This window comes from Microseira wollei NIES-4236 (genome assembly GCF_020521235.1).
Classification (GTDB): domain Bacteria; phylum Cyanobacteriota; class Cyanobacteriia; order Cyanobacteriales; family Aerosakkonemataceae; genus Microseira; species Microseira wollei.
Genome location: NZ_BLAY01000109.1, coordinates 1 through 24,617 on the forward strand (window position 1 = coordinate 1; position 24,617 = coordinate 24,617).

Annotated in this window: 13 protein-coding genes and 2 pseudogenes; 10 read left to right on the forward strand and 5 right to left on the reverse strand. The window is 44.9% G+C overall.

Features of this window, described 5'->3' with window-relative positions:
* The first annotated feature begins 271 nt into the window (after positions 1-271).
* The 3 genes from MiSe_RS30230 (at position 272) to MiSe_RS30235 (ending at position 961) form a co-directional block, all read left to right on the forward strand.
* Positions 272-517 (forward strand): hypothetical protein, encoded by a 246-nt coding sequence (locus tag MiSe_RS30230; RefSeq protein WP_226587309.1) that lies wholly within the window; start codon positions 272-274, stop codon positions 515-517.
* A 20-nt stretch (positions 518-537) separates the two neighbouring features.
* A complete protein-coding gene (locus MiSe_RS51290; RefSeq protein ID WP_264196729.1) occupies positions 538-666 on the forward strand; it encodes a hypothetical protein in 129 nt (42 codons plus the stop codon).
* Between the two features lie 130 nt (positions 667-796).
* Positions 797-961, forward strand: a complete 165-nt coding sequence (locus MiSe_RS30235) for a ribbon-helix-helix domain-containing protein (RefSeq protein WP_226587310.1) — start codon at positions 797-799, stop codon at positions 959-961.
* A gap of 150 nt (positions 962-1,111) precedes the next feature.
* Here the strand turns inward: MiSe_RS30235 and MiSe_RS30240 are convergent, their stop codons facing one another.
* Positions 1,112-2,035, reverse strand: a complete 924-nt coding sequence (locus tag MiSe_RS30240) for a nucleoside hydrolase (protein WP_226587311.1) — start codon at positions 2,033-2,035, stop codon at positions 1,112-1,114.
* Between the two features lie 153 nt (positions 2,036-2,188).
* Here MiSe_RS30240 and MiSe_RS30245 point away from each other — a divergent pair, with 153 nt between their 5' ends.
* Positions 2,189-6,226, forward strand: a complete 4,038-nt coding sequence (locus MiSe_RS30245; protein WP_226587312.1) for a PAS domain S-box protein — start codon at positions 2,189-2,191, stop codon at positions 6,224-6,226.
* Positions 6,227-6,368: 142 nt separating this feature from the next.
* Here the strand turns inward: MiSe_RS30245 and MiSe_RS30250 are convergent, their stop codons facing one another.
* The 4 genes and pseudogenes from MiSe_RS30250 to MiSe_RS30265 form a co-directional block, all read right to left on the reverse strand.
* Entirely contained in the window at positions 6,369-7,139 is a 771-nt protein-coding gene (locus MiSe_RS30250; protein ID WP_226587313.1) for a class I SAM-dependent methyltransferase, read from the reverse strand.
* A gap of 39 nt (positions 7,140-7,178) precedes the next feature.
* A pseudogene (gene iscB / locus MiSe_RS30255) lies at positions 7,179-8,454 on the reverse strand (RNA-guided endonuclease IscB).
* 202 nt (positions 8,455-8,656) lie between these two features.
* Complete coding sequence (locus MiSe_RS30260; RefSeq protein ID WP_226587314.1) at positions 8,657-8,932, reverse strand: ABC transporter permease family protein; 276 nt, start codon at positions 8,930-8,932, stop codon at positions 8,657-8,659.
* A 14-nt stretch (positions 8,933-8,946) separates the two neighbouring features.
* Positions 8,947-10,336: pseudogene (locus MiSe_RS30265) on the reverse strand (RNA-guided endonuclease InsQ/TnpB family protein).
* A 67-nt stretch (positions 10,337-10,403) separates the two neighbouring features.
* Between MiSe_RS30265 and tnpA the strand changes: the two are divergent.
* The 6 genes from tnpA to MiSe_RS30295 all read left to right on the forward strand — a co-directional run bounded on the left by tnpA (position 10,404) and on the right by MiSe_RS30295 (position 24,588).
* Positions 10,404-10,817 (forward strand): IS200/IS605 family transposase, encoded by a 414-nt coding sequence (gene tnpA / locus MiSe_RS30270; protein WP_226587316.1) that lies wholly within the window; start codon positions 10,404-10,406, stop codon positions 10,815-10,817.
* Between the two features lie 110 nt (positions 10,818-10,927).
* Positions 10,928-16,363 (forward strand): AMP-binding protein, encoded by a 5,436-nt coding sequence (locus tag MiSe_RS30275; RefSeq protein WP_226587317.1) that lies wholly within the window; start codon positions 10,928-10,930, stop codon positions 16,361-16,363.
* Between the two features lie 66 nt (positions 16,364-16,429).
* Entirely contained in the window at positions 16,430-19,519 is a 3,090-nt protein-coding gene (locus tag MiSe_RS54070) for a non-ribosomal peptide synthetase (protein ID WP_226587318.1), read from the forward strand.
* Positions 19,520-19,593: 74 nt separating this feature from the next.
* Positions 19,594-21,273 carry a condensation domain-containing protein gene (locus MiSe_RS30285; protein WP_226587319.1) on the forward strand — a complete coding sequence of 560 codons (1,680 nt, stop codon included), beginning with the start codon at positions 19,594-19,596 and terminating at the stop codon, positions 21,271-21,273.
* Between the two features lie 125 nt (positions 21,274-21,398).
* The gene (gene asnB / locus MiSe_RS30290) at positions 21,399-23,237 is read left to right on the forward strand and encodes an asparagine synthase (glutamine-hydrolyzing) (protein WP_226587320.1); all 1,839 of its coding nucleotides are present in this window, start codon (positions 21,399-21,401) and stop codon (positions 23,235-23,237) included.
* 28 nt (positions 23,238-23,265) lie between these two features.
* Positions 23,266-24,588, forward strand: a complete 1,323-nt coding sequence (locus tag MiSe_RS30295; protein WP_226587321.1) for an MFS transporter — start codon at positions 23,266-23,268, stop codon at positions 24,586-24,588.
* Positions 24,589-24,617 lie beyond the last annotated feature (29 nt).

Consider the following 24,617-nt stretch of genomic DNA (forward strand, 5'->3'; position numbering starts at 1 on the left):
TGCCTGTGCAGACGGTCTACCGGGGGTTGAGGCAACTCAATCTAGGCAAGTGTCGAAATCCCGAAGGGGAGTAACCAGGAAAGCCAAGCAGTGATGCTTGGAAGCCCGCGCTGTACCGTTAGGTCAGTGTCGGGAGGATGTCACGGGAGTGGAAGTCGCCCAACAGTGGTGGTTCACTCTTGGGCGGCGATTTTTACGGCCTTATATACTGCCGTTTATGGCCTTATATAAGGCAGTGTCAATAGGGCTAGATAAGGCTTAAACTGCTGACATGGGAAAGCCGGGACATGTCTCAAGAAAAGGGGTTGGCGAACTGTGGGGAGAGGCAAAGACCGAAAAGGTTTTGCTGGCACTTACCCTCACGGGTAAAAATCGATTAGATGAAATGGTGGAAATGCTAAAGGCTCAGGGTGACGAGAATATCAGCCGCAGCGAGCTAGTTGAGCGATTTGCCAGAGGAGTGTTTGATCTGCCAGAGTTCAGCCAGGAGGATAGGAATAACCTGGGAAAGCCTTAGACCAATTGATTAGTCTAGCCTTGGACGAATTAGAGAGTCGAGGCTATTGGAAGCGTCGCAAGAAAGTTAGTGCTGAACGCGAACAAGAATTGCGAAAGTCGATAGAAACTTGGCAAGCACTGCGAAACAAAATAAATATAAATAGCTGAGCAGGGGTGGGTTTATAGATATTTTGCGCTTTTAACATTTCAAAGCACCTCTCCAAGGCTTAAAGCCCTCTGTGCGCTACTGTTTACCGCAAAGAGTATGATAGATAGGCAAAACAATGCTTGAGGATGAATGGTGAAGCGAATCACGGTCACGCTGCCGGATAAAACGGCAAAGGAATTGGAAAATTGGGCGTCGGATGAAGGCAGACCGACAGCGAACCTTGCTTCCTACCTAATTCAAAAAGCTGTGGACGAAAGAAACAAGCACGAGTCTAATCAGCAACAGGAGAAGTAACAGTTGTTCGCCTCGTTATCAGGCAAGAATCGGGCTATATATGAGGTACAGCGAAAGTTTGTGTAGCGGCAGCATTAATGCTGCCGCTACACAAACAAAGCCAAAAGGCTGTACCTCACTCATAGTGCAATCCGTTTTGCGCCTACAATTTCAACGCTTCAATTGTTCCAAAATATAACTGTAAAAACTTTCTGTATCTACCTTATCCATTGCCATAATTTTGCGTCCACCTGGCTGAATTTTTGTGCGTCCTTGACTTTTACCGCTGGTGACGATAGCGGTTTCCCATTCTCGCAATTGATAGAATTCCGGGTGGGCTAAATAAGCGGTTGCTAGGATATCCCAGAAATAATAATCTTGGGGAATTACTAACGCATAACATTGTCCCGCCAAATCGGATAATGGATAGCGACGCTGCTTGCCAATTCGTTGCACAAATTCGGATGTGACGGGGACGTTGTTGGTAATATCTAACGGACACAAAACGATGGGAATGTTAGTTTGCCAGACTCGGTGAGCAGAAACAGCATCCCAATATACATTCCATTCTGCCGAACCATCTTGTCCCGCTTCGATAGATTTTTCGACATTACCGGGAACGTTCAACGCACCTCCCATCCAGACAATTTGTTTAATTTTTGCTTCAATTTCTGGCGCTATATCCAGTGCAGTTGCTACTGTTGTCATCGGCCCAGTAACCAGCAGGGTAACGGGTTCTGGTGCTTGCTGCAGGGCGCGCACCATGAAATTTTGACCGGGTTCTTCAACTAATGGCGTGGAAATTGTTTCGCTTTCGTTAAGAATCGGTAAATGATCGACAATAAAAGAATCTCGTCGGTAAAGTCTGGGGAATGGGTTAATCCCGCGCACGGTACTTTCTGCTACGGGAATTGAAGCACAACCCATCAGATCGAGAATTTTGCGCGTAGCGCTAACAGCGGGTTGGATATAGCAGTCGGCAGGGGTGACGATGACGCCAAGGGGTTGGATATGTTCCATCGTCATCAGCAGTATGGTGGAGAGATAATCATCGACGCCGCCGTCGCCATCCATTAGTACGAGTTGTTTTGACATTTTTCTAACTCAGTCCCTAATCTGATTGAACCTATAATTTGCGTGTTAAATTTGTGTTCAATATGTTTAATATTCAGTAGTTTTACTGAATGAAAAATTCATAAATTAAAGTATAAAGTAGATGGTGACATAAAGTCAAGTTAAATTGAAAAAATGCCTCAAATTGCTGTACTGGGGAATATGGAAGACGTTCGGCAACAGCTAGAAGCAAGTAACAAATTATTAAAAGCGATCGCTCAAGCCCAATCGCAGTTTATTGTTGATGCTAACCCCCGAAATTTATTTGATGGTTTACTTGAAACTATTTTGGAACTGACGCAAAGCGAATACGGCTTTATTGGTGAAATTCATTATAGAGATAAGAGCGAGCCTCAGATAGAAGCTCACATGAAAGTACGGGGAAAACCTTATTTGAAAAATGACGCGATCGCCAATATTGCCTGGAACGATTCACCGCGCAATTTCTCTGAAGAAAAGGCGTCAAAAGGAATGGAATTTTATAACTTAAAAACTTTATTTGGCGCTGTAATTGTAACAGGTGAACCAGTCATAGAAAACAACCAGGCAACCGATGGGCGATGGGGGGGATTGCCAGATGGTCATCCCCCCCTAAATTCATTTTTGGGATTGCCTTTGTTTGACAGAGATAAGCAATTGGTTGGCATGGTGGGGATTGCCAATCGTCCTGGCGGCTACGATGAGTTAATGATAACTTATCTCGAACCGTTTCTTTTAAGTTGTAGTTATGTTATCGCCGCTCATCGCAACGATAGAAGAAGGCAGGAAGCAGAGAAGAAACTGCGAGAAAGCGAAGAGTTATTTCGCGCTACTTTTGAGCAAGCAGCTGTGGGAATTGCCCGCGTAGCAACGGATGGCACATTTTTAGAACTCAACCAAAAGTTTTGCGAGATTGTGGGATACACCCGTGAGGAAATGCTGTCGCTAACTTTCCAAGATATTACTCACCCGGAGGATTTGAGTGCTGACTTGGATTACTTGCGTCAAGTTTTAGCGGGTGATATTTCCACTTACTCGATGGAGAAGCGTTATATCCGTAAAGATAGGTCGCTGCAATGGGTGAATTTAACAGTATCGCTAGTGCGCGAGGTGTCTGGAGAACCGAAGTATTTTATTAGCGTTGTCGAAGACATTAACGCGCGCAAACGAGCTGAAGCGGCACAAAAGCAAAGCAATAACATCTTGCGCTCGGTGATTGAAAGTACAACCGATGTAGTTTTTGTCAAGGATATTAGGGGGAGGTATGTAATAATTAACTCTCCGGGATGTCGCTGGCTGGAAAAACCGATTGAGGAAATTATCGGCAAGGATGACTCAGAATTATTCCCGCCTGAAATAGCCCTTCAACTCATGGAAGCGGATCAGAAAATAACGATCGCGGGCGAAACTTTGACTTATGAGGAAGATGTACGGGAAAACGGAGTAATGCGGACGTTGCTGACAACTAAATGCCCTTGGCGGGATGCAGAAGGAACCGTTATCGGCGTGGTTGGTATATCGCGGGATATAAGCGATCGCAAAGCCACAGAAGCAGCTGTGCGCGAAAGCGAGGAACGCTTGCGTGCGATCGTCGATCTAGCAGCGGTCGGTATTGGTCAACTCACTGCTTCTGGGGAGTGGATAGAAGTTAACCAAAAGTTGTGCGACATTGTGGGATACACCCGTGAGGAATTGCTGTTGCTGACTTTCCAGGATATTACCCACCCGGACGATCTAGATGCTGAATTGGCTTATGTGGGGCGACTGTTTACAAGAGAAATTGATAGTTATTCCATGGAAAAGCGGTACATCCGCAAAGATAGATCGCTGGTTTGGGTGCAGATTACTACATCTAGTGTGCGTCATTTATCGGGAGAGCCGAAATATTTGATTGGGGTGGTTGAGGATATAAGCGATCGCAAACAAACCGAACTAGCTTTGCAAGAGCGCGAACAGTTTTTAGCCAATATCTACGATGGCGTTGAACACCCAATTTTTGTGATTGATGTACTCGAAGATGGCGACTTCCGCTTCGCTGGGATGAACCCAGCGGGATTGAGCGTCAGCAGCAGCTCCATCGAGCAACTTTGCGGCAAGACTCCAGAACAAGTTTACCCAGAGCCAATTGCCGCATCAATTCGACAACACTACACAGATTGTTTAAAAGCAGGCGCTTCGATTTCCTATGAAGAACGGATGTTTTTCTTTGGTGTAGAAACTTGGTGGAATACAACTTTAACCCCGTTGCGCGATCGCGAGGGAAGAATCCATCGAATTATCGGCATGACTCTTAATGTTACACCTCGCAAACAAGCCGAAGAAGCACTGCGGGAAAGCCAGCATTTTATTCAACAAATTGCCGAAGCAAGTCCCAGTTTTTTATATCTCTATGACATGCTCGAGCAGCGGAATGTTTATGCCAATGGCGAAGTCACCGCGACTCTTGGCTACACAAGTGATGAAGTGCAAAAAATGGGAACGCAGGTTTTGGCAAATCTGATCCATCCAAATGATTTCGCCCAACTTGGCGAATACTGGAAACAATTTGAGAAGGCAAAAGATGGTGAGATTTTTGAGATTGAGTACCGTATGAAGCACAAAGATGGTTCTTGGCGGTGGTTAGTCAGTCGGGAAAGTGTATTTAGCAGAACTGCTGATGGCAAACCGAAGCAGCGCATCGGTACGGCGACTGATATTACTGCTCGCAAATTGGCAGAAGAGGCGCTACAAAAATCGGAAGCGCAGTTCCGACAATTAGCGGAACGGGAAGCACTGCTGAATCGCTTAGCAAACCAAATTCGCAATTCGCTGGATATCAACACGATTTTAGAAACTACGGTGCAAGAGATTCGCTCTCTGCTGCAACTAGATAGCTGTTTGTTTATCTGGTATCTTCCGAATGGCAAAGACGATCGCTCTAAGCTACCCGCTTGGCATGTGGTGCATGAAGCTAAGAATTCCGATTTGCCAACGCTTTTGGGTTACTACTTGACTGATGCAACTAAAAAGTGCTTTCGAGCGATCGCTAATTTAGAAATTATCCGCATCGATGATATCGAAGCCGTAACCAATCCAGTTGAACGGCAATTCTTTTTAACTTTGGGCTACAAATCTTTACTCGATGTGCCACTGCAAACCTCTAGCGGTGCAATTGGTATGATTGCCTGTGGTTCTTGTATAGACTGGCGCGGGTGGAAAGATGATGAAGTAGAACTGCTGCAAGCGATCGCCGTACAGCTGGCGATCGCGATCTCTCAAGCGGAACTTTACACTCAAACGCAAAATTCTGCCCGTATTGCCCAAGAAAAAGCTAACCAACTCGAAGTTACTTTGCAAGAACTGCAACAAACCCAAGCGCAGCTAATTCAAAGCGAAAAAATGTCTTCTTTAGGACAAATGGTAGCAGGAATCGCTCACGAAATCAACAATCCTACGAGCTTTATTTACAGTAATATTCAACCCGCTAGCGAATATATCAATGACTTGTTTAACCTGCTGGAACTGTATCAAAAAAATTATCCCGATCCAGCGGTGGAAATCCGCGATAAAATAGAAACCATTGACTTAGATTTTTTAGTAAAAGATTTACCTAAATTGCTAAATTCGATGCAGGTGGGAGCCTCCCGCATCCGAGACATCGTGCGTAGCTTGCGAACGTTTTCTCGCCTCGATGAAGCCGATATGAAAAAGATAGATATTCATCAAGGCATCGATAGCACTTTGATGATTTTAGAACATCGCTTGAAAAAAGTCGGAAGCTTCTCAGGTATTCAAATTATCAAAGAGTATGGAAAGTTACCCTTAGTCGAGTGTTATGCCGGACAACTCAATCAGGTGTTTATGAATATCCTGGTTAATGGGATTGATGCTTTAGAAGAGGGTAGTAGGGAAGAATCTCACCCAATCCCTAAAATTCGGATTCGCACTTCTGTTGTAGAGGGTAATCAAGTTTTAATTCAAATTGCTGACAATGGCCCAGGGATGACAGAAGAGGTGCAGCGGCGGCTATTCGATCCGTTTTTTACGACTAAACCAGTGGGGTCGGGTACGGGATTGGGAATGTCTATCAGTTATCAAATTATCGAGAAGCATGGCGGTCAATTGCAGTGTATTTCTTCTCCAGGTAAGGGGGCAGAATTCTTGATTTATATTCCGATTAAAAGCCTTAACCAAACGCGCACAGCGGGGGTGTAATTAAACTCGATTGACACATGATATCAAATCCGGTTGCATCGGAATGATCGGCCTTTCTTGGGAATTGGGAATTGGGAATTGGGAATTGGTAATTGCTAATTGGTAATTGCGCCTACAGGTCGTAATTCCGATGCAACCGCACTCATAGCACCGCTAGCAGTACGCGATCGTCTAAACTCTGCCAAATTACCCCAACTTCCTGAAACCGGGCATCCCGCAGGAAAGCTTCGTGCAGGTCGAGGATTGGTTGATGATCGGTATGCCGCCCGCCAAAGCGGCGATCGCGCTCCTGGAATAATTCTTTCAATTCTGGCTCTTTAGCTAGTGCTTCCCACCAACTGCTGCAATCTTCCACAACTCGCTCCTGGAAAGCTTCTTTTTCCTGACGCGCGCTCAAATTTTTGGAGATTTGCCTCAAAGTTGGCTTAGAAGGAGGGAAAGGCATAACGTCCCCGTTGAGCAGCAAGCCACCCGGACGCAGTAACTGGGCCAATTGTTTGTAAACTTGCTGTAAGCGATCGCTAGGCAACCAGTGCAGCGCTGTTGTCGTCAGCACCGCATCGAAGTGTGCTTCTCCAACCAGTTCTATCCAATCATCTGCCATCAAATCCGCTTCCACCCAACGCAGACGACCGTTTACATCGCCCAAAGCCCCCATACCAATCGCTAAAAGCACCGGGTCTATATCAAAAGCCACGCACCTAGCTCCTGGAAAGCGTTCCAGAAGACGCTGACTTATAGCCCCCGGTCCGCAAGCCAAATCCAGGGCGACAAACTCAGCAGGCATCTGTACCTCAAGCACGTCCAACATCACTTTAAAACGGGCTTCCCGGTGAGGTATGTATCCAGTCTGCTGTGCATCCCAACGTTGTAGCCAACTTTGCCAGTCAATTTTCGATTTGATATTGTGCATTTTGCTGCTGCCGTATCACTAGAAAAATAAAAATCGGAGTTAAATGGAGCCAATGTAGGCATATTGATACCCTTCTTGGGAGTGCAACTTTACGAATTTATCAAGAGTGTTGCCGACTCTTAACTTTCCAATTCGCACTTCCAACCGTTTCTCGGATTGCACGACAACCTTGCCAACATACTTAACCCCATCTTTGACAGTCATCGCGATATCGCCGGTCTGCCAACCAATATCGTAATTCTGGCGGGGTTTGGAACAAGGGAACCCAAACTTGTCCATCCGACACCTGCGGCGGGTACCTTGTCCTTTGCAGGTAATTGATAACGGTTTAAAAGTTAATACTTTTAACGATTGAACTTGACCAACGCAAGCAGCATCTAGCCAGTGGGTTTTAGGCAATTGCAACCGAGTTCGGTTAAACTTGGTTAAACCGCCTGAACCAGATGAAACAGGTAAACCCGTTTCTTTTAATCGATTGAACAAAGTCCATCGGGTTGAATTAACCGCCGCCGTATCTCTGAGAGGACATTTTGCTTGAGACAAAATCCGTTTCAGCATATCCGAGTTTTTGGCAAGAAATTGCTCAATGGTTTTAGTCCCCTTTTTGATATTGGATTTTTCACAAGCGATGCAGAGGTTAGAGATCCGATCGGAACCGCCTTTCGATCCCGGATGAATGTGTTCCACTTGCAATGGCACGTTCTCAACACCGCAATAAGCGCATTTGTGTTCCCACTTTTCAAGCAAATATTCCCGAACTTCGTAGCCGAACAGATCTCCTTGCTGGTACTCAATCCCTGAAATTTCAGGATTTTCTAATTGCTGCAAGTCGAACTTAACAAGCTCAATAACAATTGAGCCGATGGGCGCGAATCGGATAAATTTGTTCACCCAGGTAATCGTTGTTTCGACTCGGTGCTGCAAGCTCTTGGCTAACCAGCCTTTGGAACGAGTGCGGTGCGCGGAAACGCGGCGAAGGGTACCGAGTATGGCGACTTCTTCGCGACATGCGTTGGTTGCGCCGCGTTTCTAATTTAGCTCTAATCGCTTGTCCACGGTGTTCCAATTCGGCAGCGAATACAACTTTTTCGCCTTGCAGTAACGCCATTCCAGTAGTTTTAGAACCCGGATCGATCTTTAACTCCAAGGGCTTGAGTATTGAAGAAACCGAACGGGATTGTTTGAGAATGATGACAAAGGGAAACCTGCGAAACACAGCAGGGATTCCGGCTTTTAATAACCTGCGCGCCTGACCTGGATGAATCGGGTTCAGGGGCTGTTTTTCAGAATCTATGACTAAGACAAAATTAGACATTTAAGTCCTCCCTTGCGGGGTAATGTTTGCTGCGACCCTGTTATCTCCCGGTACTCTGTCCGATGCACTTCCTCTACCCAATCTCAGATGTTTAACAGCCCACTTGCAGAAACTTGGGACTAGCGAATCTTTGGCGTGCGAACTTTAACGCCTAGAGATAACGGCTGCTAAATCAAAATTCAGCGGTCTGGAGTAGCTGAAGTCAACCAGATCGCTCCGGTTTACTCCAAATTGGTGCTACCCTTGGATCTAACCAAATTTCCAGTCCTTCCGCCAAAGCGTTGAAGCCGAACACCGTCACCAAAATTGCCACACCAGGAGCAATTACCAGACGGGGAGCCACCTGCATGAAGGCGCTTGCATCTACAAGCATTGTCCCCCACTCTGGCGACGGAGGCTGAATGCCCAACCCCAGGAAGCTCAGTCCCGCAATAGCCAGCAGGCTAGCTCCCACATCTAAGCTAAGTTGCAGTGACATACTCCTACCCTGAATCAAAGATTACAGGGTAGGCTTCCAACAGCCCGATGAAGGGTGTGTAGGATTTCCTTCGTGGTACTCTGATCCATAGTTCCAACTACGGTTAATTTCCCACTATGGCGTTTTATGCTTGGGAAAATGCCCAACCCAAGCCTTTTCAGGTTGATTGCCGCGTTAATATCACGGTCAACTTTCAAAGCATAATGCTCATCCCAATAGTCTCTGATGGTGCAATCGGTGAAGATGATTTCATTCCGATAGCAGAGAACCATTGACTCGTTGTGCAGGTTTTTGTGGAATGACGACTGCTCCAGCTTTTGCGGCTATGTAGTCCAGCTTCTTGAAAAAGTTACCAAACGCGGCATCCGTCCAGGATTTATTGAGTCCCGATTTTGCAGATTGACCGTTAGGGAGAAAAGTCCCATCATCCGCCTGTTTTGCTTTGTTGCGTTTGGTCAAACCTTTGAGATTGAGGTCTTCAGGAAAGAAGACCTTCTTTCCAGTTCTCACTAACTTGTGAGCGGTCTTGTAATGAAAATCTTTGCGAGAACGGGCAATGCGTTGATGCTGTTTTGCTTCGCGTTTTGCCAGTTTGCGACGTGCCTTGCTGCCTCGCTTACGTTTATTGCGTTTGGTTGAAATGCGGTCAAGCTTGGCTTGATTCTTCCTGAGTGGCTTCAGTGAGGGGATTTTTTCACCTTCTGAAGTTGCCAGATAAACATCTTCATTCAGCACAGCATCCATACCGAGTGAGTTGTCCCAAGTCGGAATCACACCGTCAGGAACAAAGTCTGGGACAGTGGGAGGATCCAGCATCATCTGCATGAACCAACCGTCAGCTTTTTTGGTAACACTGACTTGCTTAATGGTGAATCCTTCCGGGATTTCTCGGTGCATTCGCACTTTGACGACTCCCAGTTTAGGTAACCGGATGAACATCCAATCCTTGCGAATCAGAGAGATCTTGATTGCCTTACCATCTGCAAACGTCATCGTTCTAAAGTCTGCAACACTCTTAAATCGGGGCGATCCTGACTTATTCCCGTTGCTATCCCCCACTGTAAAACGTTCAAAGGCTTTGTCTACTCGCTGCGATACTTCCTGTAAAACACTGGCATCCACGCGAGAGAAATCAAGCAATTCACCGCTATGCCAAACCTTGACTAAATCCTGCTTCAGAATTGGCAACTGTTTTTTCTGAGCATAAAAGTTTGGTTTGTCGCGTAAGTCCGCAATGCTGCTCACCAACGGGCAAGCATCAACACGAGTTCGATTCATTTCCCACCAATCAAACCTGTCTCCCAACTGGCGGTTATACCAATAGCGACAAATTCTGAGCCATTCATTTAGCTCAAGTTTGTGTTTAGTGTCTGGATAGAATCGATCCTGAAATGTTGTCTTCATTGCGTTACGACCTTTACGCTTGACTTAGTGTTATCATAGCCAAAGCCAAATATTTAGTGTCAAGGACATGAGTAAAGATTTTATCCACAAGGCAAGAGGAGTTTCAGACCTTAAGTGTCATTTAGTGTTAAATACAAAATACAGACGAAAGGTTTTCAACGAACCAATGCTGATCAGGCTCGAAGAGATTTTCAAAGAACTCATGGAAAAATGGGAGGGGCGGTTAATTGAGTTCAACGGAGAAGTGGATCATGTTCACTTGCTGATTCAGTACACCCCTCAGACCGAACCGAGTAAACTCATCAACAACCTGAAAACGGTTTCCAGTCGATATCTCAGAAAAGAATTTGCAGAGCGCATCAATGAATTTTATCGGAAAGATGTCTTATGGACAAACGGCTACTTCATTGCGTCCTGTGGCGGCGTAACGGTTGAACAGCTTAAGCAATACATTGAAGATCAAGATCGTCCTATTGAGTAGCTTAGGAGATTGCTCGTTTCGTCGTTGCTGTCCTTCCTGTTTTCGCTTCGCTCAAAATCAGTCAGACAGCACTCCTCAACTCACACGGCTTTCACCTTAAAAATTATGGTGTGGGGACTCCCGCCTGCCTAGCTAGAGCTATTGCTGCGATGCTCCAAAACTGCGTTGCTAGGGGGGAGCGTGCTATGCTACTTTACCCTGCGGGTTTGGATTACATTGCCGCATTTTTTGGTTGTTTGTACGCTGGGGTTGTTGCTGTACCTGCTTATCCACCGCAATTTAATCGCTCGATGTCGCGGATGACTGCGATCGCACTAGATGCAGAAGCTAAGGTAGCACTTACTACCACAGAAATTTTATCCAGAGTAGAGCGTCAGATTTGTGACATCCCAAATTTACAAACTTTGCAATGGTTAGCTACAGATGCAAACGCCTCTAATTTGGAAAATAGCTGGCGGGAATCACAGATAAATGGCGATACATTAGCTTTTCTTCAATACACTTCGGGTTCGACGGCTACACCAAAAGGCGTGATGGTGAATCATCGCAATCTTTTGCACAACCAGCGACTGATTCAGACAGCTTTTGGACATACAGAAGAATCGATCGTCGTAGGTTGGTTACCCCTTTTCCACGACATGGGTTTGATCGGGAATGTACTTCAGCCTTTGTACTTGGGTATTCCCTGCATTCTCATGTCGCCAATGTCTTTTTTGCAACGTCCCATCCGTTGGCTGCAAGCTATTTCTCGCTACAAAGCTACCACCAGCGGTGCGCCGAATTTTGCTTACAATTTGTGCATTCGCCAAATATCTCCCGAACAGCGAGAGACTCTCGATTTAAGTAGCTGGGAAGTTGCTTTTAACGGTGCTGAACCTGTCCGCGCTGAAACCCTCGATCGCTTCGCAGCTGCGTTTGAGCCTTGCGGCTTTCGCCGAGAAGCTTTCCACCCCTGTTACGGAATGGCGGAAACAACTTTGATTGTTTCTGGTGGTTTTAAGGCAACTTCGCCAAAGATTCAATCTGTCGAAAGTGCAGCCTTAGAACAAAATCGCATAGTTACAAACGAGCGGAAAGATATTGGTACGCAAAAGCTAGTCAGTTGCGGTCACCCCCTAGAAGATACTCAAATTGTTATTGTCCATCCTGATAGTTTAACTTGTTGCCAACCTGATGAAGTGGGTGAAATTTGGGTCGCCGGTTCTAGCGTAACTCAGGGTTATTGGAACCGGGAAGAAGAAACGAAACGCAGTTTTTCCGCTTACTTGGAGAATAGCAGGCAAGATGCCTGCTCCACAGGGCCATTTCTCCGCACGGGAGATTTAGGATTTTTGCACGAAGGCGAATTGTTTATTACGGGTCGTCTGAAAGACTTAATTATTATCCGAGGTCGCAACCATTATCCCCAAGATATCGAACAAACAGCAGAACAAAGCCATCCGGCGTTACAACTGGGTGCGGCGGCGGCGTTTTCGATCTTAATTGCAGGTGAAGAACGATTGGCTGTAGCTTTGGAAGTGAAACGCAGTTACTTACGGAATCTGAAGCATGAGGAAATAATTGGAGCTATACGTGGGGCGATCGCACAAAATTACGAACTGCAAGTTTATGCTGTATTGTTACTCAAAACTGGCAGCATTCCAAAAACTTCTAGCGGCAAAATTCAACGCCACGCTGCCCTTGTTGGTTTTCTAGAAGGAAGTTTGGATATTGTCGCCAGCAGTATTTTAGAAGCATCCTATATTTCCGAACAGGAAGATAATCTTACTCGCGAAGCTTTACTAGCAATAGAACCGCAATTGCGCCTATCTCGGCTGGAAACTTATCTTCAGCAGCAGGTAGCACAAATTCTTAAAGTAGAGCCATCAGAGTTGAACCCGAAACAGCCCTTGAGTTATGTGGGACTAGACTCATTAACGACTGTCGAACTGAAGAACAATATTGAAACTAATCTAGGTGTAGTCTTACCTGTAACCAGTTTCCTAAATGGTGGAAACATTACCCAGTTGGGAATCGAAATACTCGCAATACTAAACGGGGAAAGGGAAGAGTCTAATCCCAATCACCAATCACCAATTACCAGTCACCAATCACTTTCCTACGGTCAGAAAGCTTTGTACTTTTTGCACCAACTCGCACCAGATAGCCCTGCATACAATATTGTAGGTGCTGTTCGCATTCGGGAAGATTTGGATATTCCTGCTTTACAACGCGCTTTTCAGACATTAGTAAATCGCCATTTTTATGGGCGGATAACTTTTAGATATTTTCAGGGTGAAACTGTTGGGCGAGTTGACGAGGATGTGGAAGTTTGTTTCTTGGAGGAAGACGCTTCGAGTTGGAGTGAGGCGTACTTGAAAGATCGCCTAATTAAGGAAGCTTACCGTCCCTTCAATTTAGAAAAAGGGCCATTACTGCGGGTGAATTTGTTTGTTTGTTCGCCACAAGAACACATCTTATTGCTAGTCGTACATCATATCATCGCTGATTTCTGGTCTTTGGCAGCGATCGCACAAGAGTTAGGCATACTTTATCAAGCAGAAAAAAACAAAACAGAGGTCAATCTCCCCGAACAGACGGTGCAATATACCGACTATGTTAGCTGGCAAAAAGAAATGTTGGCGGGAGAAGAAGGAGAACGGCTTTGGAAATATTGGCAGAAGCAATTGGCAGGTGAATTGCCCGTTCTGAATTTACCAACTGATAGACAGCGCCCCCCAGTTCAAAGTTATCGCGGTGCTGCTTATTCCTTCAAGCTGAGTTCAGAACTAACTCAACAACTTAAAACTCTTAGCCGCACCAAGGGAACTACTCTTTACATGACCTTGCTAGCAGCTTTTCAAGTATTGCTTTACCGATATACAGGTCAAGAAGATATTTTGGTTGGTTCCCCTACTGCTGGAAGAAGTCGCGCTCAATTGGCGGGAATAGTTGGATATTTTGTTAACCCGGTAGTTTTGCGATCAAATCTTTCGGGAAACCCAACATTTGAGGCATTTCTTGACAAATTACGTCAAACTGTGCTAGACGCTTTTGAACATCAAGATTATCCTTTTGGATTATTGGTAGAGCGAATTGTGCCAGTAAGAGAACCGAGTCGATCGCCTCTTTTCCAAGTTATGTTTGTTTTGCAGAAAGCGCATTTGCCAGAGTTAGAAAGTTTGGCATCGGTAGCGTTGGGAGAAACGGGAACCAAAATAAAACTCCGAGAACTGGAACTAGAATCTTTGGCGATTGAACAGCGGGTGAGTCAGTTCGATTTAACGCTGACAATGGGTGAAGTGAATGGTTCGCTGTCGGCGGCTTTTCAATACAATACTGATTTGTTTGATGCTGGGACAATGGCGCGAATGGCAGGGCATTTTCAGACATTGCTGGAAAGTGCGATAGGGCATCCGCCCCGCTACGCGAACGCTAATCCACAGCAGTCTATTTCAACATTACCGATTTTGACAGAAAGAGAGCGGCATCAGTTACTTGTGGAATGGAATAATACCGAAGTTGATTATAAGAGTGATGTTTGTTTGCATCAATTATTTGAAGCGCAGGTAGAAAAGACACCTGATGCTGTGGCGGTAATCTTTGAAAAAGAACAACTTACTTACCGGGAACTGAACCAAAAAGCCGATCGACTGGCGCAATATCTGGAAACTTTGGGTGTAAAGCCAGAAGTTATGGTGGGAATTTGCATCGAGCGCTCAAGAGAAATGGTAGTCGGTATTTTGGGAATTCTCAAAGCTGGCGGCGCTTACGTACCTATTGACCCGACTTATCCGCAGGAGCGTTTGGCGTTCATGGTTGAGGATGCCTCCGTGCCAGTTTTGTTAACGCAAGAACGGCTTTTAGAAATTCTTCCGGAACACAAAGCTGTTGTAGTTTGCTTGGACAAAGATTGGGAAACTAAAGTAGAGATTGAAAATACAATCCAAAATCCGCATTCCCAGGCGGGAGCCTGGGAACGAGTCAATCCGGAAAACTTGGCTTACGTCATCTATACTTCTGGGTCTACAGGTAAGCCAAAAGGAGCGATGAACACTCACAAAGGAATTTGCAATCGTTTGCTGTGGATGCAGGATGCTTATCAGTTAACATCGAGCGATCGCGTATTGCAAAAAACCCCTTTCAGCTTCGATGTTTCCGTCTGGGAATTTTTCTGGCCTTTAATAACTGGCGCTACTTTAGTTGTAGCTAAACCGGGAGGTCATCAAGATAGCGCTTATCTGGTAAAGACGATCGCCGAAGAAAAGATTACCACGATCCATTTTGTTCCCTCAATGTTGCAAATATTTTTAGAGGAACAGGGGTTAGAAACTTGTCAATCTTTAAGGCAAGTAATGTGCAGTGGGGAAGCACTACCTTGGCAATTGCAAGAGCGTTTCTTTACTCGTTTAAATGCAGAACTGCACAACTTGTATGGGCCAACAGAAGCCGCCGTGGATGTGACCTTCTGGCGTTGCAATTCAGAAATCGGGGCGGGCAAGATGCCCACCCCACAAAACCAATCCAATTCTTGTGGGGTAGGCGCGGGCAAGATGCCCACCCCACAAAACCAATCCAATTCTTGTGGGGTAGGCGTCCCGCCTGCTCCTAGAGCCGATGAAGGCGACTTTTGCAAGAGGTCTATTGTTCCCATCGGTCGTCCAATTGCCAATACACAGATTTATTTGCTAGATGCTAATTTGCAACCAGTGCCTGTGGGAGTTCCGGGTGAACTGCACATCGGCGGCGTGGGAGTGGCGCGAGGCTATTTAAATCGTCCCGATCTGACGGCGGAAAAATTCATTTCAAATCCCTTTAGAGCGAGCGCCAAACTCTACAAAACAGGGGATTTGGCGCGTTACTTACCAGATGGCACGATCGAATATTTGGGACGCATCGATCGCCAGGTAAAAATTCGCGGTTTCCGCATTGAGTTGGGAGAAATTGAAGCGGCGTTGCAGCAACATCCTAATTTGCGAGAAGCGATCGTTTTGGTGCGAGAAACAAAGGAAAAATCTTTGCAAGTTAATTTAGTCAACGACCTGGAGGATACTGAATCTATCAGTGAGTTGCGCCGCTTCTTGAAGGGAAAACCGGAATCTGAGAAACCTGCTGATAAAAGATTGATTGCCTATTGCGTTAAGAACGAACAACCTGCACCAACAGTTACCGAATTGCGCCGTTTCTTGAAAACTAAACTACCTGAGTATATGGTGCCTTCAGCTTTCGTAATGTTGGATGCGCTGCCTTTGACGCCAAACGGAAAGATCGATCGGCGAAATCTTCCCGATCCTGGTGTTGTGCGACCAGATATCGAAAAAGCTTTTGTGGCTCCTCGCACCCAAATAGAAGCAACTTTGGCTGAGATTTGGAGTCAAGTTCTTGGCATCGAACAAGTAGGAATTCAAGATAACTTTTTTGAGTTGGGAGGAGATTCGATTCGCAGTATACAAGTGCGATCGCAAGCGCAAGCTAAAGGTTTAAACTTCTCGCTGCCAGATTTATTCCAACACCAAACCATCGAAAAGCTGGCACAAGAAATTACTATTGTTGAAGCGAGTTCTTGATCAACTGGCAAAACAGAGAAGTTCAGTTTAATTTCTGAAGAAGACCGCAAAAAATTACCGGATGGTGTGGAAGATGCTTATCCATTGGCTCGCATCCAAGCCGGACTGATTTATCACAGTCAATACACTCCTGACTCGCCGATGTATCATGACATTTTCTTTTATCATCTGCGAGTTCGTTTCGATGAAAAACTGCTACGGGAAGCGGTGCAGCAGGTTGTCGATCGCCACGCCATCTTGCGGACTTCGTTTGATTTAATTAACTTTAGCGAACCGTTGCAGTTGGTGCATAAAACAGTTAACGTTCCGTTCCAGGTGGAGGATTTGCGATCGCTATCGCCTGCACAACAAAAAGAAGCGATCGCTAACTGGATAAAAGCCGAAAAAAGTCACAATTTTGATTGGAGTTCACCGCCACTGATTCGCTTTTTCGTTCACCGTCTCACCGATGACTCTTTTTATATCTTCTTGAGTTTTCACGACTGCATTCTTGACGGATGGAGTACCGCCTCTTTACTGACTGAATTACTCCAACGTTATAGCGATCTAATTCATGGAAAAACTTATCCCATCGAGTCACCGCCGAGTATTTCGTACCGAGATTTCGTAGCCTTAGAAAGGTCAAATATAGAATCTCCAGAATGTCAAGAATATTGGCGTCAAAAACTGAGCGATTTGGTGATTGCTAAATTGCCTCGTTGGACTCCTACTCACTCGGAAAATCAAAGTCCTCAGATGGGTGTATTGAATGTAGAAATATCATCTCAGCTTTCTGATAAACTAAAAAAATTAGCTCTGTTGGCAGAAGTTCCCATCAAACATATCTTACTTGCCGCACACATCAGAGTAATGAGTTTGCTTTCTGGTGAGTCTGATATTTTAACAGGTCTTGAATCTAACGGTCGATTGGAAGAAGCCGACGGAGAAAAGACGCTGGGAGTTCATCTAAATACAGTACCTTTTCGACTGAAACTGACGGGAGGAACTTGGATAGAGTTGGTGCAGCAAGTCTTTGAATGCGAACGAGAGTTATTACCTTTCCGGCGTTATCCTTATGCCGATTTGCAGAAAATTAACGGCGGACAGCCTTTGGTAGAAACTGTCTTTAATTACACTCACTTCCACGTCTACGAAAATCTGGAAGCTGTCAAAGATATGGAAATTTTAGGCGGTCAAGGTTTTGGAGAAACTAATTTTACTTTTAGGGCTGAATTTAATCGCAATCATGCTTCGGATTGCATTCAACTCGATTTAGAGTGCGACATGACGAAGATAGGAAAGCAGCAATTAGAAGCGATCGGCAGTTATTACACCGAGACGTTGAAGGCGATGTCATATCAGCCGTTTGGACGCTACGAATCTCTATGTCTTCTCTCGGAAAAAGAACGGCATCAAGTGTTAGTTGAGTGGAATAATACGGAGACTGAATATAAGCAAGACTGGTGCATTCATGAATGGTTTGAAGCTCAAGTTGCAAAAACTCCCGATGCAGTTGCGGCAGTTTTTGAACGCGAGCAATTGACTTACCGAGAATTGAACGATCGCGCTAATGCGATCGCACATCACCTGCAAAGTTTAGGGGTTGGTTCCGATGTTTTGGTGGCTCTTTGCGTAGAGCGATCGCTAGAAATGCTAGTCGGCATTCTCGCCATTCTCAAAGCAGGAGGTGCTTACGTTCCTCTAGACCCTGCTTATCCCAAATCGCACATCGCTTTTATTGTGGAGGATATCCAAGCACCAGTTCTTTTAACTCAAAAGCGATTAGTTTCAGAACTCCCAAAAACTCAGGCAAAAATAGTATGTTTGGACTCCACTTTCGATATCGCGAAGGAGAATCCTATAAATAAAACCACTCCTGAAAATATAGCCTATGCAATCTATACTTCAGGTTCTACAGGACGACCAAAAGGAGTGTTGGTAACTCACCAAAACTTAGTTTATTCAACTAATGCGCGAATTGCTTATTATAGCGGTTTGCAGCAGTATGAGGTACACCTTCCTTCGCGGTGTGCGGGCAGCATTAATGCTGCCCGCACACTGCTGCCAAAAGGCTGTACCTCACTCGCTTGCAATCCGCTGTATCAAGAACCCGTCCGCAGTTTCTTATTAGTTCCTTCCTTCGCATTTGATAGTTCAATTGCCGTCATTTTTTGGACACTTTGTCAAGGGGGTAAACTGGTAATTCTCAAGGAAGGATTGCAGAAAGATATTTTGCAATTGGCGAGAGCGATCGCAAATCATCGCGTCTCCCATTGGTTAAGCGTTCCCTCGCTTTACGAAGCGCTTTTAGAACATATAGAAGCAAGTCAGCTTGTTTCTTTGCGTACCGTTATCGTAGCAGGAGAATATTGTGCAAACGAATTAGTTGAACGTCATCGGAAGATGTTACCAAATACATCTCTATTCAACGAATATGGGCCAACAGAAGCCACAGTTTGGAGCAGTGTTTATAATTGTCTAGCTCGTAACGATCGAACATCTGTTCCTATCGGTCGTCCGATAGCAAATACCCAAATTTACCTGCTAAATTCTCACTTACAACCAGTACCGATTGGAGTTGGTGGCGAGGTATATATTGGCGGACTGGGAGTGACGAAAGGCTATCTCAATCGTGCAGAATTAACAGCCGAAAAGTTCATTCCAAATCCATTTGATTCAAAAGGCGATCGCCTTTACAAAACTGGAGATTTGGCGCGATACCTTCCTGATGGTAATATAGAATTTCTCGGACGCACAGATCATCAAGTCAAAATCAGAGGATACCGCATCGAACTAACACAAATTGAAGCGGTATTGAAGCAATATCCAAATGTGCAAGAGGCTGTCGTTATAGTTAGGGAAGAACAAACAGGTAGCAAACGCTTAGTAGGTTATGTAGTGCCAAAACAAAAATCTGCGCTTACAAGCGATGAATTGCGGAATTTCCTAAAACAAAAATTGCCCGAATACACGATACCCCATGCCTTTGCGATGCTGGATGCACTACCATTGACTCCCAATGGAAAAGTAGATAGACAAAATTTACCAGCACCCGAACAGTTGCAGTCTGATGATGAAAAAAAGGCTCGCCTCTTAAAAATGCTGGAACAACTTTCTGAAGAAGAAGTAAAAGCAATGCTGGCTATAAAAAGTTTTCAAACCAATAGTAACGGCTAGAAAAGATGCTTTAAATGCTGTTACTTTTGCCTTTGAAAATATACCGTAAACAGACTAATTTAAGGAGATAATACGTGAAGGAACTTTTAAAGCGTATCGAGGAACTTTCCCCAGAAAAGCGCCAACTTCTGGAAATGCTAATGAAGGAAGAGGTTACAGGGATACAAGCTACTTATGTAGAACCTCGCACGCCTGTTGAAGAGGTGCTGACAACGATTTGGGGTCAGGTACTTGGGAGCGATCGCGTGGGGATCCACGACAACTTTTTAGAATTAGGAGGAGATTCAATTAAAAGCATTCAGGTTGTAGCTAAATCCCATAAAGCAGGTCTTCAACTTAGTAGCAATCTACTTTTTCAATATCCAACAATTGCCGAATTAGCAACCGTTATCGACATAACTTCTGCAATTCACATAGAACAGAGATCAGTAGTAGGATCTGTGCCTCTGACTCCTATCCAAAAATGGTTTTTTGAGCAAAACTTTCAGGAACCATCACATTGGAACCAAGCAGTTTTGTTAGAATTACAGCCTGGTGAAAACCCGGCTTTATTAGAAGAGGTTTTCCAACATTTGCTCGTCCATCACGATGCACTGCGCCTCCGATTTACACAAACAGAAGGAGTTTGGCAACAAATCAATGCAGATGCGTCAGAAAAAGTCTGTTTCTCTCAATTAGATTTATCAAATTTAGCCGAATCAGAACAAAAATCTGAGATTGAAAAAATAGCAACGGAATTACAAGGTAGCCTGAATTTGTCGCAAGGGCCATTAATGAAAGTTGCTTTCTTCGACCTCGGTGCTAACAAATCGAGCCGTCTGCTAGTAATTATCCATCATTTAGCAGTAGAAGCTGTTGTTTCCTTCCAAATACTGATGGAAGATATCCAAACAGCTTTCATGCAACTTAGAAATCGAGAAGCCGTTTGTCTACCACCGAAAACGACTTCTTTTCAACAATGGTCTCGGTTACTGATGGAGTACGCACAGTCGCCACAACTTAAGCAAGAATTGGCTTACTGGTTAGCAGAACCCCGGAAGCAAGTTAAGCCTTTACCTGTAGACTATCCAGAAGGCTCTAATATTGAAGCATCAACTCGCATTTTATCAGTCTCGTTCACAAGAGAAGAAACCGATCTTTTGCTTCACCAAATCCCGGCAAATTACCACATCCAAATTAATGAAGTGTTGCTGACAGCCTTGGTAAAAACTATTTCCCAATGGACGGGGACGAGTGCTGTTTTAATCGACATGGACAGCCACGGACGGGAAGAGGTTATTCAAGGTGTGGATATATCTCGCACCGTGGGTTGGTTTACCTCTCTATTTCCCGTGCTGTTCGAGATAGAAAATATTCAAACTCCGAGGTATACAATGATGTCAATTTCACAGCAGCTTCATCAAGTTCCGAACCGTGGGATTGGTTATGGTTTGCTGCGTTATTGTTGCAACGATGAGGCGATACAAGAGAACCTGCGAAATCTTCCCCAAGCAGAAATAATGTTTAATTACTTGGGTCAATTCGATAGTATCCTTCCTGAATCTTCTCCGTTTAAATTTGCCACAGAATCTTGCGGATCAACTTACAGTCCTCGCGGAAATAGAACCCACTTATTGCAAGTCCTGGGGAAAGTTTTTGAAGGACAACTTCAACTGACCTGGTTTTATAGTGAAAATATTCACCAAAAAACTACAGTAGAAGCGATCGCACAGCAATTTGTAGATACCTTGCGCTCGCTCTTAGCCGACTGCTAGCGAGCTAGAAATTGTAGGTTGGGTTTCCGTACTCTAACCAACCTACTTTGCTTCTCTCTTCTCTCTTATCTCTTCTCTCTTCTCTTCGCGCTCTTCGCGTCTTCGCGGTTCAAAAAAACTTTAAAATGTGCGGAATAGTAGGAATTTTATCAAAAGAAAAACCAATTTCAGCAGATGCTTTAGCAACAGCAACCCAACAGCTAAATCATCGCGGGCCAGATTGCCAAAATCAGTGGATTGCTGACCATCAAAAAGTAGGATTGGGTCATGCTCGACTCAGCATTATTGACCTGTCAACCGGAAACCAACCCATCGCCAACGAAGACGAACAATTGCACGCTGTAGTCAATGGCGAATTTTACGATTTTGAACGAATTCAGCAGGATTTGAAACAACGGGGACACAGACTTCGCACCCATTCCGACAGCGAGATTGTGCTTCACCTTTATGAAGATTTTGGCACTCAATGTTTGTCTGATCTCAGAGGTGAATTCGCATTTATATTGTGGGACGAATCGAAACAAACCTTGTTGGCTGCACGCGATCGCTTCGGCATCAAACCGCTTTTCTATTCAATAGTAAACAACACCCTTTATTTAGCTTCAGAAGCGAAAGCATTATTCGCCGCAGGCATCCCCGCACGTTGGGATCGCGAGTCATTTTTCCAACAGCTATTTGCTTATGTAAACCCAGATCGCACATTATTTGCAGGCGTCTATCAAGTGCCACCAGGTCACTACCTTTTGGCAAGGCCCCAAGGCTTAAAAATAGTTCGTTATTGGGATTTATACTACCCAACAACTGATGCTATTAATCCTTCACACAACGATGCTGAATATATCGAACAATTTCGCGACAGATTAGATGAGGCGATTCGCATCCGTCTGCGGGCAGATGTACCAGTTGGCTGTTTTTTAAGCGGTGGAATTGATTCCTCTTCCGTGCTAGGAATGGCGGCAAAACACAGCGCGGAACCGATTCGGGCTTTTACCGTTACTTTTGATGGTACACCTTATGATGAAGGAGCGATCGCTCGCGAAACAGCAGCACAAGTCGGCGCTGATTTTCAGCCAATTCCACTCGCTCAATCCGATTTTGCAACTCATATTTCCGATACAGTATGGTACGCCGAAACATTAGGCATCAATCCCCACGGCGTCGCCAGATATCTACAAAGTCGTACCGTACACAATTCCGGTTACAAAGTCGTCCTATCCGGCGAAGGTTCTGACGAAATCTTAGCTGGATATAGCCATGCCAGACAGGATTTGCTGCATATTAACGCTGCTACTAAGAATACACCTTCTGCCTTAGCAAGCGTGCAGCAAACCTTGGGATTTGTTCCATCTTGGTTGAAAGAAATAGCGGTAAGCCGATCGTTTTTCCATATTCTCCTAGCACCTGATTACGCCGCCGAATTTGCCCAACGGGATGTGTATGGCACTTTTTTGAATCAGTTCGACGTGCCGGGTCAAATGCAAGGGCGATCGCCAGTCATTCAATCTCTTTATTTGTGGTCTAAATCAATTTTACCCAACTATATATTGTTCGCAGAACGTTTAGAAATGGCGCACGCCGTCGAAGTGCGTTTGCCATTTTTAGATCACCATCTTTTCGAGTTGGTACGCAATATGTCAGTCGAAATGTTGATTCGCGGAATCAAGGAAAAATATGTGCTGCGGGAGGCTGCTCGACCTGTTTTAACTGATACAGTTTACACTCGTCCAAAACAACCTTTTACTGCTCCACCCGCTACCCTAACAACAAATAATCAGCTTTATAAATTAATCCAAGATTCTTTGCGTAGTGATGCTATGGCATCAGTGCCATTCTTTGACCAAAAAACTGCTATCCAATTGCTGGATGAACTTCCCCAAATGCCTGAGCGCAAGCGCATCGCTTTAGACTCAATTCTTTTAATGATATTGTGTACGTACTTTCTTCATACTCGATACAATTTATAGTTCAAAAATCGGCATTTTGATAAATGGCATGAAGGTTTTTATTCTCATTTGGTTTGGACAACTTGTTTCGCTGATCGGTTCCGGTCTGACTGGCTTTGCACTGGGTATCTGGGTATACCAGCGCACTGGCTCTGTCACCGATTTCGCACTCATTTCTCTGTTTACTTTTTTACCTAGTATCTTGCTATTACCGCTAGCTGGTGCTTTTGTAGACCGCTGGAATCGGCGATCGGCATTGCTGGTGAGCGACTGTGGGGCGGGCATCAGTACGCTTACTATTGCTGTGCTGCTTTTTACTGGTCGATTGGCAGTATGGCAAATTTACTTAGCGGTGGCGGCTAGCTCGATTTTCAGAGCTTTTCATTGGCCTGCTTATAATGCAGCGATCGCGCAACTTGTCCCCAAAAAACATCTCAGTCGCGCCAGCGGCATGGTGCAGTTCGCACAAGCAAGTTCGCAACTTATAGCACCAGTATTAGCAGGTGTATTAGTTGGCACAATCCAAGTCCAGGGCGTCATCCTAATTGACTTTGCAACCTTTCTTTTCGCCTTCGTAACGCTGCTGTTTGTCCGCATTCCCAAACCCAAAACCACCACCGAAAGCGAAGAGGAAAAGAAATCTTTATTGCATGAAACATTATACGGCTGGACTTATATTTCCACACGCCCTGGACTGCTAGGACTGCTAATCTTTTACAGTTTTATCAACTTTACTTTAGGCATTGTGGAAGTATTGCTCACGCCTTTGGTCTTGAGTTTCGCCTCTACCGCCTTCTTGGGAACTATCTTATCTATTGGTGGTAGCGGTATGCTTTTGGGTAGCGTTGTAATCAGCGTATGGTCGGGGTTAAAACGCCGCATTTACTGTATACTTGGCTTCACGCTGTTGCAAGGTTTATTATTATGTGTGGCTGGGTTTCGACCCAGCGCCCCACTCATCGCCGCCGCAGCTTTTATTTTCTTATTCAGTCTGCCCTTAATCTTGGCTTCCAATCAAGCAATTTGGTTTAGCAAAGTTGCGCCAGATGTGCAGGGGCGGGTTTTTGCCGTACAACGCACGATCGGTTTATCATCTTTGCCATGTGCTTATATCATGGCTGGGCCGTTAGCCGATCGCATTTTTGAGCCACTTCTTACCGTCAATGGCCCACTAGCTAAAAGTATCGGACTTTTGATCGGCGTAGGGCCAGGGCGCGGCATTGGCTTAGTCTTCATTATCATGGGAATTCTTAATATCTTGGCAGTTGCGATCGCCTACCTCTATCCAAGTCTACGGTTAGTAGAAGATGAACTACCGGATATCATTGCAGAAATTGCATCTACCACAGACGAACACAAAAAGATAAACTAACAAAAACTCAGCCAACAACTATAAATTTC

What these genes read in the sequence shown, in the direction of transcription:
- MiSe_RS30240 (WP_226587311.1), bottom strand. Translation starts at nt 2,035, where the DNA reads ATGTCAAAACAACTCGTACTAATGGATGGCGACGGCGGCGTCGATGAT.
- tnpA (WP_226587316.1), top strand. Translation starts at nt 10,404, where the DNA reads ATGAGTAAAGATTTTATCCACAAGGCAAGAGGAGTTTCAGACCTTAAG.
- MiSe_RS30230 (WP_226587309.1), top strand. Translation starts at nt 272, where the DNA reads ATGGGAAAGCCGGGACATGTCTCAAGAAAAGGGGTTGGCGAACTGTGG.
- MiSe_RS30235 (WP_226587310.1), top strand. Translation starts at nt 797, where the DNA reads ATGGTGAAGCGAATCACGGTCACGCTGCCGGATAAAACGGCAAAGGAA.
- MiSe_RS30295 (WP_226587321.1), top strand. Translation starts at nt 23,266, where the DNA reads ATGAAGGTTTTTATTCTCATTTGGTTTGGACAACTTGTTTCGCTGATC.
- MiSe_RS30245 (WP_226587312.1), top strand. Translation starts at nt 2,189, where the DNA reads ATGCCTCAAATTGCTGTACTGGGGAATATGGAAGACGTTCGGCAACAG.
- MiSe_RS30250 (WP_226587313.1), bottom strand. Translation starts at nt 7,139, where the DNA reads ATGCACAATATCAAATCGAAAATTGACTGGCAAAGTTGGCTACAACGT.
- MiSe_RS30260 (WP_226587314.1), bottom strand. Translation starts at nt 8,932, where the DNA reads ATGTCACTGCAACTTAGCTTAGATGTGGGAGCTAGCCTGCTGGCTATT.
- asnB (WP_226587320.1), top strand. Translation starts at nt 21,399, where the DNA reads ATGTGCGGAATAGTAGGAATTTTATCAAAAGAAAAACCAATTTCAGCA.